Source organism: Cognatundibacterium rugosum, from assembly GCF_014284365.1.
GTDB lineage: Bacteria > Pseudomonadota > Gammaproteobacteria > Burkholderiales > Burkholderiaceae_D > Undibacterium > Undibacterium rugosum.
The window spans coordinates 13,279-33,809 of record NZ_JACOGG010000023.1 but is presented as its reverse complement, the minus strand read 5'-3'; the positions used below and the strand labels follow the sequence as shown (position 1 = coordinate 33,809).

Genomic DNA, 20,531 nt, shown 5'->3' with positions numbered 1-20,531 from the left:
TGTGCAATTTTTCCACAAATATCATGGGCTGGTATTAATTTCTGGCAAAGGGAAAGCAAACTGAGGGCGCCATGATCCTGGATTGGGTTGGAGTCATTCTTTGTCCTTATCGAATTCAACAAGTATGGCGTTCAAGCAAAATAATCTTCACATCATAGTAGCAGGAGTTTATGACAGAGTAACCTACAGCAACAAAAATTATCATGCTTTTGTTGAATAAATACAGTTCAGTTGAGATTTTCCAACCTGCTTTGCAGATATTGCTCAGGAGTTTCGATAGAAAATAGTCCCATTTTGCGTACGCGTTTGGCTAATTTAAGCAGCGCTTTATCTTTAGTGATCAAAACTTTGGCCGCACCATCACGAGCCGATTCAAGAAATTTCTGATCATCTTTATCCTTGCAGACTGGCAGCACAATCTGCGGTGCACTATCTGTTTCTATGATGTGAATGTGCTGATCAAATGCTGCAAGGATGTTGGCGCGGGTGTCTTCAGTAATCGGCAAATGGGGATAGCGTAACACCGCCAGCCATTCATCCTTGCATTCTTGCCTGGCGATCGCCTGAACCCGGTGTGACACCAAATCATCCAGTAAATCCTGCCAGCGCGGATCGCGGAATACAAACAGGTCCAGACAGACATTGGTGTCAATGACGATGCGCTTAGGTATCATGTCGCTCATTTTCTTAATTCAATAAAATTATGTTGATCGTATTATCGCCTGCAAAGAGTCTGGACTTCGAAAAAAAAGCACCTGTCGCGACCATGACTGAACCTCTGTTGCTGGATCAGGCAGAATTGTTGATTCGCCGTATGCGTGAAGTATCTGCTTTGGAATTGCAGCAGTTGATGGCAATTTCCCCGGCGCTGGCCGCATTGAATGTGCAGCGCTTTCAAGATTGGCAGGTACAGCCTGACCAGGCGCGCATTAAGCAGGCCGTGTTTGCGTTCAATGGGGATGTCTATGATGGTTTGTCGGCGGCAAGCTTGCCCGCAGCACGTATGGATTATCTGCAATCGCATGTTCGTATCTTATCTGGCTTATACGGTGTGTTGCAGCCCTTCGATGCATTGCAGCCTTATCGCCTGGAGATGGGAACTGCATTGCAGAATGTGCGTGGTCGCAATCTGTATGCGTTTTGGGGTGACCGTGTCAGTCAGCAGATCAACCACCAGCTTGCACAGCTCAAACTGAAGACAGTACTTAATCTCGCCTCTGAAGAGTATTTTAAGGTCATAAAAAATAAGGCTTTAGACGCAGATGTGCTGACGCCGGTGTTTCAGGACTGGAAGGGCGGGCAGTATAAAGTGATTTCTTTCTTCGCTAAGCGTGCCCGTGGTTTGATGGCGCGTTACTGCGTAGAGCACCGCGTGCAGGATGCGATTGCCTTGCGCGGATTTGATCTGGATGGCTATCGTTTTGTGGAGGAAGAATCCTCTCCGTCACGCATGCTGTTCCGGCGTAAGCGTGATGTTTGAGCGCGCTGGAGAGCTGATGCTGCTTACTGAGTCTGTTATGGTGCTGAAATAAAAATGGCCAGCGGTATTGCTGGCCAATTTTTCTTGTATCAGACGGAATTACCAGAATTTCCACCACGCGGAGCGGTTTTTTGCGTTGCCGGTCAGATAGGCACTTTGTGGAAAGTTCTTCAGGAAGACACGATTAGCATCGTCACGCAGGTCTGTCATGCCTAAAGAATCGTAGGATTTCACCAGAATAAACATCGCTTCTTCGATGGCGGGCGCGTCTGGATACTCAGTAATGGCTGACTGAGCCCGGTTTGCAGCTGCCAGATAGGCGCCACGGCGGTGGTAGTAGCGAGCAACATGTACGTCATACTGAGCGAGCGCATTGACCAGGTACTTCATGCGCGACAGTGCATCCGGTGTGTATTTACTATCCGGGAATTGCGTCACTAACTGTTTAAATGCATCAAACGAATCGCGTGAAGCTTTAGGGTCGCGCTCAGTGATGTCCTGGTTAGCCAGGAAATTCAGCAAGCCTAGCTGATCATTGAAGGTAATCAAGCCACGCAGATAGTACATGTAATCAAGATTGGCATGATTTGGATGCAGCTTGATAAAGCGCTCCACCGCGGCTAATGCCTGGGCCTGATCGCCCTGCTTGTAGTACGCGTAGGCAGTATCCATCTGTGCCTGTTGGGCATAAGTGCCGAAAGGGAAGCGTGATTCCAGCTTTTCAAAGTACTGAATTGCTTTTTCATACGAGCCACTCGCCATTTCATCTTTGGCTTCAGCGTATAATTTTGCTGCTGACCAGGTTTTGGTCTCGTCACCCTTATCACCCAAGGTACCACACCCACTGACAGCCAACGACGTGGCGAGCGCCAGAACCAGCATTTTCAAAGATTTTATGTGCATAAATTTGTGCATGAGCAGGAAAACAATTTACGGATTATAGCCGATGGCAAAAAATGTGAAACAAACTACGACAGTCATTTTGACAGATTCTTCGCTCAATTCCTCTTTTATTGAGGCGATTGAACTCGAAAATGATGAGGAGCTGTCTGCAGACCCGGATGCGGTTGCTGAAACGATAGAACTCAAACTGACTTCAGATGCATGCGGCGAACGCTTGGACAAGACCATCTCTAAACTGGTTCCTGAATATTCGAGAAGTCGTATCCAGCAGTGGATAGAAGCGGGCTTCGTCAGTGTTGACGGGCAGCCTGGTAAAACCAAGATGACCATGCTGGGCGACGAAAAAATCCTGATTCAGCCACAGGCCGCCCCCGATGAGCATGCCTATGCGCCGGAGGTAATTGATCTTGATGTCGTATATGAAGATGAGGCGCTGATCGTGATTAATAAGCCGGCAGGGATGGTGGTGCACCCGGCTGCCGGAAACTGGTCGGGTACTTTGTTGAATGCCTTGCTGTATCGCTGGCCGCAGCTGGCGGGGGTGCCACGTGCCGGTATCGTACATCGACTGGATAAAGACACTTCAGGTTTGATGGTAGTCGCAAAAACGCTTATCGCACACACCGATTTGGTGCGTCAGCTGCAAGAGCGCACCGTGAAACGCGAATATTATGCACTGGTGTGGGGTACGCCGAATTTGTCAGGCACAGTTGATGCTGCTATGGCAAGGCATCCACGTGACCGCATTAAGATGGCTGTCTCGAAAAGCATCGTTGCCAAACCAGCGATTACCCATTATCAGCGCATAGGCGTTGGTATGCTGGAGAAGTTTCCGGTCAGTCTGGTCGCATGCCAGCTTGAGACGGGCCGTACGCATCAGATACGGGTGCATATGCAGTCTTTGGGCTTCGCGCTGGTCGGTGATCCTTTGTACGGCAAACAGCATTTGGCGCGATTCTTTTCCCGCCAGGCGTTGCAAGCCCGCCGCCTGGGTCTGATTCATCCTGTCACCGGTGACGATTGCGAATGGCAAGTCCCTGTCGCTGAGGATTTCTCAGCGTTACTGACACAGGCTGGCATCTCTCTGCCTGAGTAAGACCATGGATATCCTGCGTGACGATCTGATTATTCCTGCATGGCCAGAATTACCTGCTCACATCACCGCGTTCAGTACAACCCGCCGTGGCGGCGTCAGTCTGGGTGCATATAGTGATGTTGCGGGGCAGGGGGGGCTCAACCTGGGTGACCATGTTGGTGACCAGCCCCATGCTGTGATTGAAAACAGAAAACGCCTTTCTGCACATTTTTCATCTGATGTCATATTTTTATCACAAGTTCATGGCATCATTGTTGCTGAAGCGGAATTGTTGCAACCCGGAATGCAAGCCGATGCGGTTATTGCATCGACCAAGGGGCAAGTTTGTGCGGTGATGACGGCAGATTGTCTGCCAGTGTTGTTCTGTGATCAGGCCGGAGCGGTTGTGGCTGCGGCTCATGCGGGATGGCGTGGTCTTGCTGGTGGCATATTGGAGAGAACCGTTGTTGCGATGCGGCAGAAAGGGGCTGGCGACATTTCAGCCTGGTTGGGGCCAGCCATAGGTCCACGCGCATTTGAGGTAGGTCAAGAGGTTGTTGACACATTTACTTTTAAAAATGATCATGCTATACATTGCTTTACTGAAATTTCTCATGGTCCCACTGGACGTAAATATGTAGCCGATATCTACGCACTTGCCCGTCTGGAGTTGGCGTGTAGCGGGGTGAAACAGGTCGCAGGTGGCCAGTGGTGTACGGTTGAAGACGCCGGTCATTTTTATTCTTACCGGCGTGACGGGGTGACTGGGCGGATGGGAAGTTTTATTTCTATCGTTTAAGTACTTATTAAGTGCTTAATTAAGTGTTTAAGGGGGACTTTTACGACGAATGGAAATTGCCATCTTTTTTGTGCTCCGCGGAAATTCTTTGCTGCATTGCAGCTATTCTTTGCTCCTTGGTACGCTTGCGTTGTGGTGAGCGCATCAGGTATAAAAGGATAGAAAGGGGGACAACGCAGTACATGATGAAGGTCATGATGCCGGCGACTATCGATGTCTCCGTCATCGCCATCAAAAGAACGACGTAAATCCAGGCAATAGAAATGATATTGAGCACTGTGTTGTATCCGGAAGCTGAAAATTTTTTGTCGAACATTACCCGAAAATCAGGAGTCACGCATGAAGACCTTTGATCCTCAAGCTATGTACTCCGAATGGATGTCACAGCTAGCGAACCAAAAACCTTGGCAGGAGTGGGTGAAGCCTGCGAATTCATTGACAGATCTGCCTGTCATGGATGTTCTGAAAGAAGCCGGCGCAAAGATAGATCCCGCGTTATTCACCAAGTTGCAATCCCAGTATATGCAGGAATTCGGGCAGCTGTGGCAAGATTTTACGCTGTCTAAGCTCCCGACTTTAAATGACCGTCGTTTCTCAGCGGCAGACTGGCAAAATCATGCAATGCATGCATACAGTGCAGCCAGTTACTTACTGAATGCGCGATTTTTGCTGGCCTTGGCAGAGGCTGTTGATGCGAATCCTAAAACTAAGCAGAAAATAAATTTTGCGGTACAGCAAATGATTGACGCGATGTCGCCCGCCAATTTCCTGGTGACGAATCCGGAAGCGCAAACCAGGCTGATAGAAAGTAAGGGTGAGAGTCTGGCAAAAGGCATCAGTCAGATGTTGGCAGATATGCAGAAGGGGCGCATCTCACAGACCGACGAGTCGGCATTTGAGGTGGGTAAAAATGTAGCGACTACGGAAGGTAACGTCGTCTTTGAAAACCGCCTGTTTCAGCTGATTCAATACACACCGCTGACCAAGACGGTACATCAGCGTCCTTTGCTGATGGTCCCGCCATGCATCAATAAATTTTATATTCTTGATCTCCAGCCTGAAAATTCAGTGGTGCGTTATGCCGTCGAGCAAGGGCACACCGTGTTCCTGGTTTCGTGGGCAAATCCCGATGAACATCTGGATCAGGTGACCTGGGATGACTATATCGAAGAAGGAGCCATCAAGGCTTTGGAAGTCGCATGTGCGATCAGTAAACAAGCTCAGGTCAATGCATTCGGTTTCTGCGTAGGTGGGACTATCGTTTCAACCGCACTGGCTGTGTTGGCTGCGCGAGGCGAGCATCCGGCCAGCAGCCTGACTTTGTTGACGACCTTGCTAGACTTTTCCGAGACCGGTGTGCTGGATGTTTTCGTTGATGAGATGCAGGTCGCGATGCGTGAGCAGACCATAGGTAAGAAAGGTTTGTTGCCAGGACGCGATCTCGCCAGTACCTTCTCCAGCCTGCGCGCAAATGATCTGGTTTGGAATTATGTGCAGTCGAATTACCTGAAAGGTGAGGCGCCGCCGCCATTTGATTTGTTGTACTGGAATTCTGACAGTACCAACTTGCCAGGCCCTATGTTTTGCTGGTATCTCCGCAATACCTATCTTGAAAACAAGCTAAAAGTGCCAAATGCTTTACAGGTCGCTGGTGAACACGTCGATTTAGGTTTGATCGATACCCCATGCTTTATTTATGGTTCGCGTGAAGACCACATCGTGCCCTGGCAGGCAGCGTTTGCTTCTTTAGCCTTACTCAATCCGGCTCAGCGTGAACGCAATGTTTTTGTGTTGGGCGCATCGGGCCATATCGCCGGTGTGGTGAATCCTCCGGCTAAAAAGAAACGTAGCTATTGGCTGAATGAAGATCGTCAGCAAACTGTGGCGGATGCATGGTTGGCTGCCGCAACGGAACATGCCGGCAGTTGGTGGCCGGTTTGGGCAGAGTTTCTGTCTACACATGGTGGCAAGATGGTTAAAGCGCCAGTTCAGCCAGGCAATACGCAATTTAAAGCAATTGAGGCAGCGCCAGGACGTTATGTCAAAGTCCGGGCGGCGTAGGTCAGGGTAGCTATTTAGTGGATGTTTGAGAATTTTATTTATTCAGGAGAACAAAAATGACAAAACGTATTGCGTATGTAACTGGCGGGATGGGTGGGATTGGTACCTCGATTTGCCGTCGTCTGTGTCGCGAAGGTTTTACAGTAGTCGCCGGATGTGGTCCAAATTCTCAGCGTCGTGAAAAATGGCTGGCTGATATGCGCGCCGAGGGGCTCGATATTCATGCGTCTGAAGGAAATGTTTCCGACTGGGACTCCACCAAGGCGGCATTTGATTTGGTAAAAGCGGAAATCGGTGAGATCGACGTGTTGGTGAATAACGCTGGTATCACACGCGATGGTCAGTTCCGCAAGATGAGCAAGGCAGATTGGGATGCGGTGATGGACACTAACCTGAACTCGCTGTTCAACGTCACAAAGCAAGTGATAGAAGGCATGGTAGATCGTGGTTGGGGCCGTATCATTAATATTTCTTCGGTCAATGGCCAGAAGGGACAGTTTGGTCAAACCAATTACTCCACAGCAAAAGCCGGTATTCATGGCTTCTCTATGGCGTTGGCGCAGGAAGTGGCAACAAAAGGTGTGACAGTCAATACTGTTTCGCCTGGCTATGTGGGTACCGATATGGTGCGCGCAATTCGTCCTGACGTACTGGAAAAGATCGTTAGCGGCATCCCGGTGAAACGCCTTGCTGAGCCGGAAGAAATCGCTTCTATCGTGGCGTGGATTGCATCTGATGAGGGCGGCTACGCAACTGGCTCAGACTTCTCCATCAATGGTGGTTTGCATATGGGTTAAGCCTATTGCGGTGTCGCCGCCTGAGTTGTTGTCGTGGCACCGCAGTATGTACGTATATTTTTACAGGTAGTTTGTTGCAATGCGGTAAAATAAGTTAACCAGGCCAATCCGGTGCTGTTGCGCCAGATTGGCCTGACTGAGAAATTTATTTTTTTTAAAAGAATCATAATTTAGGGGACAAACAGAGTGGGCTAGGTTGTGGCAGCTACTCTGCTTGCTGAGTCAAATCCGGTTTCGTTGCAAATGACCGGGAGCCGTTTTATCACTTGAGATTTCAATGAACAGCGCAAAAAAAACCACGCAGCATTTGATCAAGAAATATCCTAACCGCCGTTTGTATGACACACAAACCAGCAGCTATATTACCTTGGTGGATGTTAAGCAGTTTGTATTGGAAAACGATGATTTTGCAGTGGTTGATGCAAAAACCGGTGAGGATTTAACCCGCAGCATATTGTTGCAGATTATTCTGGAGGAAGAGGCCGGTGGTCAGCCTATGTTCTCGAGTGCCGTGCTGTCGCAAATTATTCGCTATTACGGCCATGCCATGCAGGGGATGATGGGATCTTATCTGGAAAAGAACGTACAGGCTTTCATCGATATTCAAAATAAACTGGCGGAAAATTCCAAGGGTATTTATGAAGGTAAGCCGTTCAGCCCGGAAATGTGGACCCAGTTTATGAATGTTCAGGGGCCAATGATGCAGGGCATGATGGGTAACTATATCGAGCAAAGTAAGCACCTGTTCATCCAGATGCAGGAGCAAATGCAGAGTCAGGCCAAGAATATGTTTAATGCATTTCCTTTCAATCCTGAAGACCCAAATAAAAAGTAAAGTATTGGAGTCAGCCCTTAAGCTGCTGATTTTTCAGGAAAAACAGCTCCTGAACGGGTAAATAAATGCGGTAACAGGTACAATAGCGGATTCGCTCTTGTACCTTTTTTGTTTTTAAAGCATTTATGTCTATCACTGAAATTCGTCGTCAGGACGCCGCGTCCAGCCCTAAAGTGGGCTTTGTTAGTCTGGGTTGTCCGAAGGCCTTGGTCGATTCTGAACAGATTCTTACTCAATTACGTGCAGAGGGTTACGATACCGCGAAGTCCTATGACGGTGCTGATCTCGTGATTGTCAATACCTGTGGCTTTATCGATGCTGCGGTTCAGGAGTCGTTGGATGCGATCGGTGAGGCGTTGGCTGAGAACGGCAAGGTGATCGTTACCGGTTGTCTGGGTGCCAAAAAGGATGCAGATGGCAAGGATATGATTCAGTCTGTCCATCCTAAGGTATTGGAAGTTACTGGCCCACACGCTGTGGGCGAAGTGATGGCTGCCGTCCACAAGCATTTGCCTAAACCGCATGAGCCATTTATCGATCTGGTGCCGGCGCAGGGAGTGAAGCTTACGCCTAAACATTTTGCATATCTGAAAATTTCTGAAGGCTGCAACCACCGTTGCAGTTTCTGTATTATCCCTTCTATGCGTGGCGATCTGGTCTCGCGACCTATTGCTGACGTGATGCTGGAGGCGGAAAACCTGTTCAAGGCGGGCGTCAAAGAGTTGCTGGTAATTTCTCAAGACACCAGCGCGTATGGCGTGGATGTGAAATTCCGTACTGGCTTTTGGAATGGCAAGCCAGTTAAAACCCACATGACCCAACTGGTAGAGGCACTGGGTGAACTGGCTAAACAATATGATGCCTGGGTGCGCCTGCATTATGTTTATCCTTACCCACATGTGGATCAGATCATTCCATTCATGAATAATGGCCATGTTTTGCCTTACCTGGACGTGCCTTTACAACATGCCCATCCCGATGTGCTCAAGCGCATGAAGCGTCCGGCCAGTGGTGAAAAAAATATTGAACGCATCAAAGCCTGGCGTGAGATGTGTCCTGAAATCACCATACGCTCGACCTTCATCGCGGGCTTCCCAGGTGAAACGGAAGAAGAGTTTCAATATCTGCTGGATTTCCTGAAAGAAGCGCAAATTGACCGTCTCGGCTGTTTCGCTTACTCCCCCGTAGAAGGTGCAACGGCGAATGAAATCGCTGATCAGTTACCAGATGAAGTACGTGAAGATCGTCGCCGTCGCGTGATGGAATTGCAGGGAGAAATTTCCAAACAACGCTTGCAGGCCAAGGTCGGCAAGACTGTGCGGGTGCTGATTGATGCACTGGATCGTAGTGGCGGTATCGGCCGTAGCGCAGCCGATGCGCCGGAAATTGATGGCGTGGTCTATGTGAAGCCACCATTTGAACCGCATCGTAAGTTGAAAGTCGGCGAATTTGTGGATGTACGCATTACGGCTGCAGATGCGCATGACTTATGGGGTTCAGCGATTTAATGATGCGGGTCATAACAGTCGCTCTTGTGCACCGTCTTTGCGTGCGCCTGATTCTGGGTATGAGTTTCAGCCTTAGCCTCAGCGCATCCGCAATGCCAGCTCAGGCCGCTGCGCCTGAAACTGCTCCGGTCGCCGCAACCGTGCAGCATCCTGTATTCAAACATGCCGTAGAGTTCAGCGGCATGTTGGGGAAGCAAGTGGTACATGTCTTTCTGCGACCTAAAAAAGATGAAATCGATGGGCTGGAAGGGTATTACATTCTGAATTCGGGCAGCAAGACACCAGCAAAACGCATATTGCTGGCTGGTGAGCTCGCTGGTGATCGTATCAGCTTGGAAGAGTCGCAAGATGGCACGGAGGTATCCGGGCAATGGGATGCTGAGCTCAAAGGAGGGCAATTGACAGGAAACTGGTTGTCCGCTGACGGGAACACCAGCCTGGATTTCGTGTTGAAATTACGTAGCCCGCGTCCCGCACGGCAAGTTACAGCCAAATAATTCTGCGGCTGTCGGCGATATGCTTGTCGCAGTTCATTTTTTTTAAATATATCGTCGTTTCTCTTACAGTTTACGCGGATATTGCCGTAACTCCAGATCATGTAGGCGATCTGGAGCTTATGATGCACATTCTCACCTCGCAGGTGGCGCTCGCCACCAGTCAATCTTCCAGCCGTACTGAAGTGCTGCTATCACGTAATGGTGCCAGCGTCAGCGCGCAGGCCGTGCAGAGTCAACAGGCTTTTGCAGCATCAACGGTCCAGATTTCCGATTCAGCACAACAGCTCGCGCAAGCCGAGGCAGGTGCGGCCGCATTGAGCAGTTCTGCACTGGACCCCCATTTGCAGACCATGATTGCGTTATTACGCGAAATGTTCGGGCAAGAAGTGAATTTGCTGCAGCCTATGCAGGCAGTGGCTGCGCAACATGCCAGCTCCAGCCAAAGCTTGCAGGCATCCCAGGGTGTTCGTCAGCGGGTAGAAACGGTTGCTATCCGCGAGACCACAAGTTTGCAATTTGAAGCCAGCGGACAGGTACAGACCGCAGATCACCAGACAATACAATTCCGGTTTTCCTTTGCCTTGCAAACTGAAACCGAGTTGGTCAGGACAGTAAGGACACGTGCTGAAGCAGGTATGCGCGATCCGTTGGTACTGAATTTTTCTGGAAATTCGGTCAGCCTGAATGGCCAAAAATTAAATCTGGATTTATTCAATGATGGTCAGCAAAAAGCGATACCTATGCTGAATAATGGCGGCTATCTGGCGCGTCGCTCACATGCGTCTGATGAGATCAGTAAGGGGGCGCAGTTATTTGGCCCGGCTACTGGCGATGGATTCGCTGAACTCGCCATGCTTGATGCAGATCATAATCAATGGATAGACGCCGCAGATCCGGCTTTTGCCGAGTTGGGCATACTGAGTGCTAATCCGCAAGGAAAAGCACAATTCACACCTTTACAGGAAGCCGGAGTAGGGGCTTTATATCTGGGGCGGCTTGCAACCGAAAAGCTAATCGAGACACCGGATCAGAAACCGGCAGGTAAGCTGGGTGCCAGCGGTGTATGGTTGGGCGAGCATGGGCAGCTTGGTAGTTTGCAGCATATTGATCTGTTGGTTTAGTGCTGCTCCCACAGGTGGTTTGCAGTACAGGCATGCCATGTGTTGCAAGTGCTGTGTCCTACTCGTCTTGCTGTTTCATTTACCCGGCACATACCAGAGCGTTGCATCATTCAATGGCGCGCTTTTCGGAAGCGTTGGATTTTCCAGGCGGATCAGGCGGCGGTTTTTCAGATTCAGTCCATCTATTGCTGCTTTATGGTGTTTGAGGAAAATGGCATCCAGACTGCCGTCTTTTTGCATGATATGTAGACCTAAAGTAATCCGGTTTCTGAGTTCCTTATCCTGATGATTGAAGAAGAAATAATAAGGAAATGGGTAGTACAACAGCAAATTCTTTTCTATCGTCAGGTCAGGATGGTCGCGTTGCTGCACTTCCATTTCCCCAAGAATCTCGCCTGCGCCGCGCGGGAAGGCATCAAAGCGCCGTGCTTCCAGCATTTTAAATAACTGACCGTACGGCCCCTGAATCACGGGTATACCATGGTAATCATAGATTTGGTTATCCACCCAGCCTACACCCTGACCAAATTTCAGGTGTGTCAGATCTTCCAGATTGTGAATCCGATCAAATTTTGCCTGCTGATCTTTACGTATTATGAGTATGCGGTAGCCTAGTAGTCCTTTACGCAAGGGAATGCGGATAGGGTCAAATTCTTGCTCCAGAGCGTGGGTGCTGGGGCTCCAAATGATATTGATTCGTCGCTCATCCTGCGCCAGTTCTTTTAAATAGCGTTTTTTTGGCATCGCAATCACGCTGGGATGGCATTCGTAATCGCCAAAGCGGTAGCGGGTTTTTTCCAAAGCTACCGTTAAGATCTCGATGACATCGTTAAAGCGCGGATCATTAGGGGTTTCACCTGCAGGATAAGTGACTTGTGTGATGGCTGATGCGTACGCTGTATAAGCAGCGAACAGGAATGCGAGCAGAATAGAGATGCCGTTTCGCAGAAAAAAAAGAGGCATAAACACAGTCTGTCGTTAAAAGTGCGGGCGATGGTGGAGTGACACGGGAATTGTGAATGTAAAAATCATTGTTCTTGGAATGTGAATGCCGTTCGACTCTGAATCTGCACTAAAGTTTTAATTATTTTAAGCGGAAATCACCTACACTAGGCTTAAAAAATATAGTTCTGCGGCAATCAGAAATTTTGTCGTTTGGTAAGGGGGAGCGGCACGCGCTCTGGTGCGCGTGTGCGATATCCGGATTTATCCAGCATATAAATAATGATAGAGGAAGGTGGAATATGGATGATCAACATGAGCATGGTACCAATACCCGGCTGGCGCATACCGAATACCAGGCACCCCAGGGATTTTCTGCATTTTCCTGTGGTATACACCATGCGTCGACGGTATTGTTTAAAGACGTAGCAGCGATGCGGGCCCGCAGTTGGCAGGAAAAGACTTCGTATACGTATGGCCTGCATGGAACACCGACCAGTTTTACGCTTGAAGCAAAACTGGCTGAAATCGAAAGCGCTAAACATTGCATATTGGCTCCCAGCGGGTTGGCCGCGATTACCTTGGTCAATTTCAGCTTTCTGAAGCAGGGGGACGACGTACTGATGCCGGACAATGTGTATGGGCCGAATCGCGATCTTGGGATTTGGATGCATAAGCAATACGGCGTGATGGCCAGATTTTACGATCCTATGATAGGCGCTGGTATCTCAGATTTGATACGGGAGAATACGCGCCTGATCTGGGTTGAGGCGCCGGGTTCAGTATCGATGGAAGTGCCTGACGTGCCGGCGATTTGCACTGCTGCACATGCACGTGGCGTGTTGGTTGCACTCGATAATACCTGGTCGGCTGGTCTGGTTTTTCCTGCGTTCGAACGTGGTGTTGATATCGTGATGCAGGCCCTAACTAAATTCCAAAGTGGTGGTTCCGACGTATTGATGGGCGCGGTATTGACGCGTGATGAAGCCTTGTTTCAAAAACTGCAGACCACACATATGCGGCTGGGCTTCGGTGTTGGTATGGACGATGTTTATCTGGTATTACGTAATTTGCCTAGTATGAAGTTGCGGTTTGATGCGCATGACCGCAGTGCACGTGAACTGGCGAGCTGGTTGCAAGCCCGTCCTGAAATCCAAAAAGTATTACATCCTGCCTTACCATCTTGTCCTGGTCACGATGTGTGGAAACGGGATTTCCATGGTGCTGCAGGCTTGTTTTCCGTGCTGTTTGATACGCGTTACAGTGAGGAGCGGACCGATCGCTTCGTCGACAGTCTGAAGTTGTTTGGTATTGGCTTTAGCTGGGGTGGGGCACACAGTCTGTGTATTCCATATCGCATAGAACAGATGCGGGATCGTTGGAAAGAGAAGGGCAATTTAGTCCGTTTTTATGTCGGACTTGAAGATACTCAGGACCTGATCGCGGATGTGGAACAGGCCCTGGCACAGTTGTAACTGATTATTTGCTGGCTGCTGCATCGGATGCGGCAGCAGCTGGCGGCGTGACAACAGGTGCTTCAGCGCTGGCGCTGGCTGACGCTGAATGGACTTCAGTCGGATTGTGTGCACCTGCTTCGCCTTGCATATCGACCTTATCGCCCGCTTTGAAAATCAGAAACAAAGCAGCTGCTGCAAAAACGATAAAACCAACCAGAATTTTCCACATAATAGTCTCCGTATCAGGATATTTGTTCATTGCCCTATCTTGCAACGACACTTGTTGCAAGCGCATGAGTCCAGACTATCCTGAGTTCCTTACAGCTTCCTTGCAACTTGAAAAAGCATATTTGTCAAAGATGCTTATCTCATGCAGCTTAGTCAGCGTAGATGCATTCGTTCGTGAGTAGGTGAAGGATAGGCTTGTCGCTTGGGCATTATCGGTAGCGGCGAAAAAAAACCTCCGCATCGCGGAGGTTTTTAAACTGATATATGAGGCCAATCAGGCGGACAGCAATTGACGCAGGACGAATGGCAGAATACCGCCATGTTTGTAGTGGTCCACTTCAATCGGTGTATCGATGCGCAGCAGAACTTTCACTTCTTGCTTGTCGCCGTTTGCGCGGGTGATCACCAGTGTGACTTCCTGTTGTGGCTTGATGTCGCTTTCTATACCTTTCAGGTCGAAAGTTTCATTGCCAGTGATGCCCAGGGAGTCAACGCTGTCGCTGCCCAGGAATTGCAGCGGCAATACACCCATACCGACCAGATTAGAGCGGTGGATACGTTCGAACGACTTGGCGATCACTGCTTTCACGCCCAGCAATTGCGTACCTTTAGCAGCCCAGTCACGGGAAGAACCGGTACCATATTCTTCGCCACCGAAGATCATGGTTGGTGTACCTTCAGCGATGTATTTCATCGCTGCGTCGTAGATCGACATCTGTTCGCCAGTTGGCTGGAACAATGTTTCGCCGCCTTCGACGCGAGAGCCATCTTCACGCGCAGGTATCATGAGGTTTTTGATACGTACGTTAGCGAAGGTGCCGCGCATCATGATCTCATGGTTGCCACGACGGGAACCGTAAGAGTTGAAGTCTGCTTTCAGTACGCCATTTTCTTTGAGCCATTTACCGGCTGGGCTGGATTCTTTGATCGAGCCTGCTGGGGAGATATGGTCAGTGGTGATGGAGTCGCCGAATACGCCCAATGCACGTGCGCCGGAAATGCCATTTGCCGCTGCTTTTGGTTCCATCGTGAAGTCAGCAAAGAATGGTGGCTCTGCAATGTAAGTGGACGTTGGCCAGTTGTAGACTTCGCCTTCTGCCACGCCTTTGATGTTTTCCCACAGCTTGCCTGGTGCGCCTTTCACATCCGCGTAGTTCTCTTTGAACGTTTTGGAGTTCATCGCGAATTTCATGAGCTTGTTGATTTCTTCGCTGGTTGGCCAGATGTCGCCCAGGAAAATATCCTTGCCTTTGACGCGGCCAACTGGCTCAGTCATCAGGTCTTTTGTGACATTGCCGGCGATCGCGTAAGCAACGACCAGTGGTGGCGATGCCAGGAAGTTGGAGCGGATATTCGGATGAATACGCGCTTCAAAGTTACGGTTACCGGACAACACAGCAGCTGCCACGATATCGTTAGCAACGATCGCTTCGTTCATCGCAGGCGTCAGATCGCCCGCGTTACCGATACAGGTGGTGCAGCCGTAAGCTGTCACGCCGAAGCCCAGTTTTTCCAGGTATGGCAACAGGCCAGCTGCTTCCAGATACTTGGTTACCACGCGCGAGCCAGGAGCCAACGATGTTTTGATATGGGTCGGTACTTTCAGACCGGCTTCAACAGCCTTCTTAGCGACCAGACCTGCTGCCAGCAAGACGCTTGGGTTGGAGGTGTTGGTGCAGGAAGTAATCGCAGCTATCAGTACGTCGCCGTTTTTAACTTTGATACCGTCCGCATTGGTGTATTCTTTAGCCAGATCGTCAGCATTTTTGTTGAAGCCGTTTTCTGCTACCGGTTTAGAGAACAGGTCAGCGAAAGTAGATTTCACATTGCCGATTTCAATACGGTCCTGAGGACGTTTCGGGCCCGCCAGGGAAGGTGCTACTGTGGCCAGATCCAGAGACAATTCTGTGGTGTAGTCGATGTCGCCTTTTTTCGGGATACCGAACATCTTCTGGGCTTTGAAATAGCCTTCGAATGCGTCGATTTCTGCCTTAGTGCGGCCCGTGCCTTTGAAGTAGTCGATCGTTGCTTCATCAACCGGGAAGAAGCCCATGGTTGCGCCGTATTCAGGTGCCATGTTAGCGATGGTTGCGCGATCTGTCAGGGACAGGGAGCGTGTGCCTTCGCCGAAGAATTCAACAAACTTACCAACGACTTTTGCTTTACGCAGTAATTCTGTGATTGTCAGTACCAGATCGGTTGCCGTTACGCCTTCACGCAATGCGCCGGTCAGGTTCACACCAACTACGTCAGGTGTGAGGAAGTAAACTGGCTGACCCAGCATACCGGCTTCCGCCTCGATACCACCAACGCCCCAGCCGACTACGCCGATACCATTGATCATGGTGGTGTGGGAGTCTGTACCGACCAGTGTGTCGGGATAGTAGACGTCGTTTTTCTTCGCATCTTTAACTTTGTGTACGCCACGTGCCAGGTATTCCAGATTGACCTGGTGGACAATACCGAAGCCTGGGGGAACCACGCCGAAAGTGTCGAATGCCTGCATACCCCATTTCATGAACTGATAACGTTCATTGTTACGGGAGAATTCCAGTTTCATGTTCAAGTCCAGCGCTTTCTTTTCGCGGAAATGATCGATCTGAACGGAGTGGTCAACGACCAGATCAACTGGAACCAGTGGTTCGATATTTTTTGGGTTTTTGCCTTGCTTTGCTGCGACGTTACGCATCGCTGCCAGATCTGCCAGCAGAGGAACGCCGGTGAAGTCCTGCAGAACAACGCGGGAAACGACGAAAGGAATTTCGTCAACACGGGCAGCAGTAGCGCCCCAGTTGGCTAATTGCTTGACGTGTTCTTCAGTGACTTTTTTACCGTCGCAGTTACGCAGAACAGATTCCAGAACCACGCGGATAGAAACTGGCAAACGGGAGATTTTAACGCCCAGGGATTTTTCCAGTGCTGGCAAAGAGAAGAACTTGCCTTTCTTCGTGTCTGAAATCTTAAAATCTTTCAGGGTTTTGAATGCATCTTGGTACGCATTTTGGCTCATGGCTGTTCCTTATTTTTACAAATATCAACGATCAAAACATGCTAACTACAGAAAGGCCCTGAATCATGCTGATGTTGAAGTTTCCGTTGATCAGGGCTTAAAACAAAATCGGTACAGCTTATTTCACCTGGGATTGCACTTCGCCGGCCGCAGGTGTGGCGGCAGCAGTTTCTGCCAGTTCCGGGTCCGTCGTTTTGCATTCATTGGCGAGTTGTTGGCCTTTACGTGAATCCAGTAACAAGCCTTTGGATGGAATGCCGATAAATACAAAGCCGGCTTTGCGGTTTTCAAAACGATTGGCGCCGGTCGAGGTTTCAATGCGCTTCATGCGGTACAGTTGTTTTTTCCAACGCAGTGCAACGTGATCCGGATCTTCAGCGTTGGTGTACATGGTCAGACTGTTACCCAGTTCGCACTTATATTCCAGGCTGCGATGAGCAGTAATATCTGGCACGATATCATCTTCATCTTTGACTTCCGGAGCAGCAGCTTCCTTAGCTGCTTTCGCCGGTTTTGCTGCCGCTTTGCTTTTTGCAGGAGCTGTCGTCGCGTTAGCGATTGGTGCACATGCAAGTCCGCCTGCGAGCATCAATCCTGCTACGCGAATCATTAAGTCTTTCATTGAGAGTCTCCTTCAAGTAATACGTGTGCCTGAGCAGGCAATTCTTTGGCACTGAATTGTGCCCGTTTTAACACCGTCCAGTAATAACGATAACTGGCGCGGTCATGTAAGCGGCCTGCATATTGTATCGGTCCCCAGGACGTGGCACGGGCTTGCAGCAGTATGGCGCAAGCCAGTTCTGTTTCCGTGTCGCTGGGGGACATCGCGTTGACAATATGCGGAATCTGGCTTGGGTGTATGCTCCACATTCTGGTATAGCCCAGCTGGCTCAATGCTTGTGCTGCATCGCAGCCTGCGGCTGCAGGTTCGGAGATCGAAGTGCAGACATTGTGTGAGGCGACCTTGCCATAGCGGTGGCAGGCAGCAGCAATTTCCAGCTTGGCGCGCAGAATGAGCGGGTGGCTGAACTGCAGCGGGCTGCGCATGGCGTCGCCCGGTATTGCGCCGTAGTGTGAAGATACAAAATCCATGATGCCGAAAGACAGACATTCCACTTGCGGCAGGGCGGCAATCGCCATCACATCCGCCAAGGCGTCATGGGTTTCGATTAATGCATGGACAGGTAATAATTCAGTACGACCGGACTGTGCGGTGTAATGATTGATTTCAGCGATTGCTTCTGCAACCTGACGTGCTGAGCTGACTTTGGGTAAGACCAGATAGGCGAGTTTTTTCGCGGCTGCTGGCAGGATGAGTTGTAAGTCCTGGCTAAAGGCAGCATGATCTAAGTCGTGAACACGGACGCCGATGCGCTGAAAGCGGTTGTCTTCACTGTTGATCAGTTGTGCGACCAGTTTGGCGTGCGCGGCTTCATTGCCGGCGGCGGCACCATCTTCGCAATCAAACGTAATATCAAAGCAGGGGCCCAGTTCTGACTGTAGCTGCATCGACTTGCGCATCAGTTTTTCAGAGCCGGCGTAATGATCACATACCGGTAACATAACCGGGGTCAGCTGGTCTTGAAATAATACTTGAGATGGATGCATCAGTCGGCGAGGGCGGAAGAAGTTGGGCGACTTCCTGATTGCTGAAGTCGCCCTGATTACGATTAACCTACGAGGTGTTTGACACCGTCACGCTCTTCTTGCAATTCTTTGAGTGTGACGTTGATACGCTCGCGGGAGAATTCGTCGATTTCCAGACCTTGAACAATGGTGTATTCGCCATTGACAGTAGTCACTGGGAAGCCAAACATGGTGCCTTCAGGGATGCCGTAAGAGCCATCAGAAGGGATACCCATGGTAGTCCATTTACCGTTTGTGCCCAGCACCCAGTCACGTACGTGATCGATCGCAGCGTTGGCTGCGGAAGCGGCGGAAGACAAGCCGCGTGCTTCGATGATCGCTGCGCCACGCTTGCCTACTGTAGGCAGGAATACGTCTTTATTCCATTCGTGGTCATTGATCATGTCTTTAACAGATTCGCCACCGATAGTTGCGAAACGGTAGTCTGCATACATGGTTGGAGAGTGGTTACCCCAAACGCACAGTTTTTCGATGTCGGCAACAGCTTTACCTGTTTTAGCAGCGATCTGTGACAGTGCGCGGTTGTGATCCAGGCGCAGCATTGCAGTGAAGTTTTTCGCTGGCAGGCTAGGGGCGGATTTCATGGCGATGTAAGCATTGGTGTTGGCTGGATTGCCGACTACCAGTACTTTGACATTGCGCGACGCAACTGCATCCAGTGCTTTACCTTGTACAGTGAAGATCTGTGCATTGGCTTCCAGCAGGTCTTTACGTTCCATGCCTGGGCCGCGTGGACGTGCACCAACCAACAAAGCAACGTCAGCATCTTTGAATGCTGTCATCGGGTCGCTGTGTGCAGTCATACCAGCCAGCAGTGGGAATGCGCAATCGTCGATTTCCATCATGACGCCTTTGAGCGCTTTTTGCGCTTTTTCGTCTGGGATTTCAAGCAATTGCAGGATGACGGGCTGGTCTTTGCCCAGCATATCGCCGTTGGCAATACGGAACAAAAGGGAATAGCCGATTTGGCCGGCAGCGCCGGTAACCGCTACGCGCATTGGGGATTTCGCCATGATGCTTCTCCGAAGTGGTAAAAAAACGATGTTCAACATGCCGCTGCTTGCGTGCGGCCGGGTGCAAATGCGCAATGATACTGCCGAAATTGCTAACAGTCAGCCGAAATTGATGTGAATCATCTTCTTCAGCCTTTACATTGTACGTCTTCGCGCTATATTGCTCGGTAGGGTTTGACTTCCTTTGGTCCCTGCCTGATTAATCGTACGGGAGTTTAGGTGTTGTGGTCTGCTGTGTCAATCACTATCTTATGTCTTATATAAGACATATCACTTATCAGTTTGCTCTGGACGAAGTGGGTGCTTTTGTGGTGAAATTGCGGACTATGACTTCAACTACGCCAAATGCCAATAGTTATTCCGCCAATGCCGCAAGTTCCGGCGCAGGTGTTGCTGTGTCCACGGCTGGCAATTCACCTACTTTCAGTCCGTTGTATCAGCAGATTAAGGCTTTAATTACGCAGAGCTTGCAATCGGGCGAGTGGAAGCCGGGTGAGTTGATACCCAGTGAGATCGAGCTGGCTGCGCGCTTTAAAGTCAGTCAGGGCACAGTACGTAAGGCGATTGATGAGTTGTCGGCGGAAAATCTGGTTGTGCGGCGGCAGGGTAAGGGTACCTTTGTTGCGACTCACCATGAGGCGCGCGCGCAATTCCGTTTTTTGCGTCTTGCTCCTGATGAAGGTGTTCCGCATTACCCGGAAAATAAAATCATTGAAGTCAAGCGCTTGCGTGCGCCTGCGGAGGTGGCGCGTTTGCTGGAAATTAAATCCGGTGATTCTGTGGTTTTTATTCGTCGCGTGCAGTCCTTTTCCGGTGTGCCCACGATTTTGGATGATTTGTGGTTGCCCGGTTCAATTTTTAAGGGGCTCACGGCTGAGCGCCTGAATGAGTACAAAGGGCCGATGTACGGCTTGTTTGAAACGGAATTTGGCACGCACATGATACGCGCCTCGGAACAGATACGGGCTGTTTGTGCAGATGCAGCAGTGGCTGAGTTGCTGCAGTTGCCGCCTGGCGCTCCGTTGTTGAATGTGGAGCGGGTTTCCTATACCTATGGTGATAAGCCGGTTGAGTTGAGGCGCGGGCTTTATCTGACTCAGCACCATCATTATCGCAATGAATTAAGTTGATTTTGCATATAAGCTTATGTCGTTTTGC

At 50.0% G+C, this 20,531-nt stretch carries 20 protein-coding genes; 11 read left to right on the top strand and 9 right to left on the bottom strand.

Features of this window, described 5'->3' with window-relative positions; genetic code table 11:
• Nucleotides 1-227: 227 nt before the first annotated feature.
• Nucleotides 228-683, bottom strand: coding sequence for a putative toxin-antitoxin system toxin component, PIN family (locus H8K47_RS16130; RefSeq protein ID WP_329604181.1), 456 nt, complete (start codon nt 681-683; stop codon nt 228-230).
• 20 nt (nt 684-703) lie between these two features.
• Here H8K47_RS16130 and yaaA point away from each other — a divergent pair, with 20 nt between their 5' ends.
• Entirely contained in the window at nt 704-1,480 is a 777-nt protein-coding gene (gene yaaA, locus H8K47_RS16125; protein WP_186882422.1) for a peroxide stress protein YaaA, read from the top strand.
• Nucleotides 1,481-1,579: 99 nt separating this feature from the next.
• Here yaaA and H8K47_RS16120 read toward each other — a convergent pair whose 3' ends face one another.
• Entirely contained in the window at nt 1,580-2,383 is an 804-nt protein-coding gene (locus H8K47_RS16120; RefSeq protein ID WP_230405278.1) for an outer membrane protein assembly factor BamD, read from the bottom strand.
• Nucleotides 2,384-2,426: 43 nt separating this feature from the next.
• Between H8K47_RS16120 and H8K47_RS16115 the strand changes: the two genes are divergently transcribed.
• Nucleotides 2,427-3,479 carry an RluA family pseudouridine synthase gene (locus H8K47_RS16115; protein WP_186882420.1) on the top strand — a complete coding sequence of 351 codons (1,053 nt, stop codon included), beginning with the start codon at nt 2,427-2,429 and terminating at the stop codon, nt 3,477-3,479.
• Between the two features lie 4 nt (nt 3,480-3,483).
• The gene (gene pgeF / locus H8K47_RS16110; protein WP_186882419.1) at nt 3,484-4,257 is read left to right on the top strand and encodes a peptidoglycan editing factor PgeF; all 774 of its coding nucleotides are present in this window, start codon (nt 3,484-3,486) and stop codon (nt 4,255-4,257) included.
• 40 nt (nt 4,258-4,297) lie between these two features.
• Here pgeF and H8K47_RS16105 read toward each other — a convergent pair whose 3' ends face one another.
• The gene (locus H8K47_RS16105; RefSeq protein WP_186882418.1) at nt 4,298-4,573 is read right to left on the bottom strand and encodes a hypothetical protein; all 276 of its coding nucleotides are present in this window, start codon (nt 4,571-4,573) and stop codon (nt 4,298-4,300) included.
• A gap of 23 nt (nt 4,574-4,596) precedes the next feature.
• Here H8K47_RS16105 and phaC point away from each other — a divergent pair, with 23 nt between their 5' ends.
• From phaC to H8K47_RS16075, 6 genes are all read left to right on the top strand, one after another.
• Entirely contained in the window at nt 4,597-6,318 is a 1,722-nt protein-coding gene (gene phaC, locus H8K47_RS16100) for a class I poly(R)-hydroxyalkanoic acid synthase (protein WP_186882417.1), read from the top strand.
• A 56-nt stretch (nt 6,319-6,374) separates the two neighbouring features.
• Nucleotides 6,375-7,115 (top strand): 3-ketoacyl-ACP reductase, encoded by a 741-nt coding sequence (locus H8K47_RS16095; protein ID WP_186882416.1) that lies wholly within the window; start codon nt 6,375-6,377, stop codon nt 7,113-7,115.
• A 277-nt stretch (nt 7,116-7,392) separates the two neighbouring features.
• The gene (gene phaR / locus H8K47_RS16090) at nt 7,393-7,950 is read left to right on the top strand and encodes a polyhydroxyalkanoate synthesis repressor PhaR (RefSeq protein WP_186882415.1); all 558 of its coding nucleotides are present in this window, start codon (nt 7,393-7,395) and stop codon (nt 7,948-7,950) included.
• Between the two features lie 125 nt (nt 7,951-8,075).
• Nucleotides 8,076-9,458 (top strand): 30S ribosomal protein S12 methylthiotransferase RimO, encoded by a 1,383-nt coding sequence (gene rimO / locus H8K47_RS16085; protein WP_186882414.1) that lies wholly within the window; start codon nt 8,076-8,078, stop codon nt 9,456-9,458.
• 59 nt (nt 9,459-9,517) lie between these two features.
• Entirely contained in the window at nt 9,518-9,955 is a 438-nt protein-coding gene (locus tag H8K47_RS16080) for a hypothetical protein (protein WP_186882413.1), read from the top strand.
• Nucleotides 9,956-10,074: 119 nt separating this feature from the next.
• Entirely contained in the window at nt 10,075-11,076 is a 1,002-nt protein-coding gene (locus H8K47_RS16075; protein WP_186882412.1) for a hypothetical protein, read from the top strand.
• A gap of 75 nt (nt 11,077-11,151) precedes the next feature.
• Here the strand turns inward: H8K47_RS16075 and H8K47_RS16070 are convergent, their stop codons facing one another.
• On the bottom strand, nt 11,152-12,039 hold the full coding sequence (locus H8K47_RS16070) for a type 2 periplasmic-binding domain-containing protein (RefSeq protein ID WP_186882411.1): 888 nt from the start codon (nt 12,037-12,039) through the stop codon (nt 11,152-11,154).
• Nucleotides 12,040-12,320: 281 nt separating this feature from the next.
• Here H8K47_RS16070 and H8K47_RS16065 point away from each other — a divergent pair, with 281 nt between their 5' ends.
• The gene (locus tag H8K47_RS16065) at nt 12,321-13,493 is read left to right on the top strand and encodes a cystathionine beta-lyase (RefSeq protein WP_186882410.1); all 1,173 of its coding nucleotides are present in this window, start codon (nt 12,321-12,323) and stop codon (nt 13,491-13,493) included.
• A gap of 4 nt (nt 13,494-13,497) precedes the next feature.
• Here H8K47_RS16065 and H8K47_RS16060 read toward each other — a convergent pair whose 3' ends face one another.
• The 5 genes from H8K47_RS16060 to H8K47_RS16040 form a co-directional block, all read right to left on the bottom strand.
• Nucleotides 13,498-13,734: a hypothetical protein gene (locus tag H8K47_RS16060; RefSeq protein ID WP_408057909.1), complete on the bottom strand. Its 237-nt coding sequence runs from the start codon at nt 13,732-13,734 to the stop codon at nt 13,498-13,500.
• 243 nt (nt 13,735-13,977) lie between these two features.
• Nucleotides 13,978-16,713 (bottom strand): aconitate hydratase AcnA, encoded by a 2,736-nt coding sequence (gene acnA / locus H8K47_RS16055; RefSeq protein ID WP_186882409.1) that lies wholly within the window; start codon nt 16,711-16,713, stop codon nt 13,978-13,980.
• A 118-nt stretch (nt 16,714-16,831) separates the two neighbouring features.
• Complete coding sequence (locus H8K47_RS16050) at nt 16,832-17,335, bottom strand: hypothetical protein (RefSeq protein WP_186882408.1); 504 nt, start codon at nt 17,333-17,335, stop codon at nt 16,832-16,834.
• Nucleotides 17,332-18,321 carry an HpcH/HpaI aldolase/citrate lyase family protein gene (locus H8K47_RS16045; RefSeq protein ID WP_186882407.1) on the bottom strand — a complete coding sequence of 330 codons (990 nt, stop codon included), beginning with the start codon at nt 18,319-18,321 and terminating at the stop codon, nt 17,332-17,334. Before H8K47_RS16045 ends, H8K47_RS16050 begins: the two co-directional genes overlap by 4 nt.
• 62 nt (nt 18,322-18,383) lie before the next feature.
• Nucleotides 18,384-19,373, bottom strand: coding sequence for a malate dehydrogenase (locus tag H8K47_RS16040; protein WP_162020858.1), 990 nt, complete (start codon nt 19,371-19,373; stop codon nt 18,384-18,386).
• A gap of 326 nt (nt 19,374-19,699) precedes the next feature.
• Here H8K47_RS16040 and H8K47_RS16035 point away from each other — a divergent pair, with 326 nt between their 5' ends.
• Complete coding sequence (locus tag H8K47_RS16035) at nt 19,700-20,503, top strand: GntR family transcriptional regulator (protein ID WP_408057910.1); 804 nt, start codon at nt 19,700-19,702, stop codon at nt 20,501-20,503.
• Nucleotides 20,504-20,531 lie beyond the last annotated feature (28 nt).

Bases quoted from the DNA above. Each gene is read 5' to 3' on its own strand.
- H8K47_RS16130 (WP_329604181.1), bottom strand. From the start codon at position 683: ATGAGCGACATGATACCTAAGCGCATCGTCATTGACACCAATGTCTGT.
- yaaA (WP_186882422.1), top strand. From the start codon at position 704: ATGTTGATCGTATTATCGCCTGCAAAGAGTCTGGACTTCGAAAAAAAA.
- H8K47_RS16120 (WP_230405278.1), bottom strand. From the start codon at position 2,383: ATGCACATAAAATCTTTGAAAATGCTGGTTCTGGCGCTCGCCACGTCG.
- H8K47_RS16115 (WP_186882420.1), top strand. From the start codon at position 2,427: ATGGCAAAAAATGTGAAACAAACTACGACAGTCATTTTGACAGATTCT.
- pgeF (WP_186882419.1), top strand. From the start codon at position 3,484: ATGGATATCCTGCGTGACGATCTGATTATTCCTGCATGGCCAGAATTA.
- H8K47_RS16105 (WP_186882418.1), bottom strand. From the start codon at position 4,573: ATGTTCGACAAAAAATTTTCAGCTTCCGGATACAACACAGTGCTCAAT.
- phaC (WP_186882417.1), top strand. From the start codon at position 4,597: ATGAAGACCTTTGATCCTCAAGCTATGTACTCCGAATGGATGTCACAG.
- H8K47_RS16095 (WP_186882416.1), top strand. From the start codon at position 6,375: ATGACAAAACGTATTGCGTATGTAACTGGCGGGATGGGTGGGATTGGT.
- phaR (WP_186882415.1), top strand. From the start codon at position 7,393: ATGAACAGCGCAAAAAAAACCACGCAGCATTTGATCAAGAAATATCCT.
- rimO (WP_186882414.1), top strand. From the start codon at position 8,076: ATGTCTATCACTGAAATTCGTCGTCAGGACGCCGCGTCCAGCCCTAAA.
- H8K47_RS16080 (WP_186882413.1), top strand. From the start codon at position 9,518: ATGAGTTTCAGCCTTAGCCTCAGCGCATCCGCAATGCCAGCTCAGGCC.
- H8K47_RS16075 (WP_186882412.1), top strand. From the start codon at position 10,075: ATGATGCACATTCTCACCTCGCAGGTGGCGCTCGCCACCAGTCAATCT.
- H8K47_RS16070 (WP_186882411.1), bottom strand. From the start codon at position 12,039: ATGCCTCTTTTTTTTCTGCGAAACGGCATCTCTATTCTGCTCGCATTC.
- H8K47_RS16065 (WP_186882410.1), top strand. From the start codon at position 12,321: ATGGATGATCAACATGAGCATGGTACCAATACCCGGCTGGCGCATACC.
- H8K47_RS16060 (WP_408057909.1), bottom strand. From the start codon at position 13,734: ATGAACAAATATCCTGATACGGAGACTATTATGTGGAAAATTCTGGTT.
- acnA (WP_186882409.1), bottom strand. From the start codon at position 16,713: ATGAGCCAAAATGCGTACCAAGATGCATTCAAAACCCTGAAAGATTTT.
- H8K47_RS16050 (WP_186882408.1), bottom strand. From the start codon at position 17,335: ATGAAAGACTTAATGATTCGCGTAGCAGGATTGATGCTCGCAGGCGGA.
- H8K47_RS16045 (WP_186882407.1), bottom strand. From the start codon at position 18,321: ATGCATCCATCTCAAGTATTATTTCAAGACCAGCTGACCCCGGTTATG.
- H8K47_RS16040 (WP_162020858.1), bottom strand. From the start codon at position 19,373: ATGGCGAAATCCCCAATGCGCGTAGCGGTTACCGGCGCTGCCGGCCAA.
- H8K47_RS16035 (WP_408057910.1), top strand. From the start codon at position 19,700: ATGACTTCAACTACGCCAAATGCCAATAGTTATTCCGCCAATGCCGCA.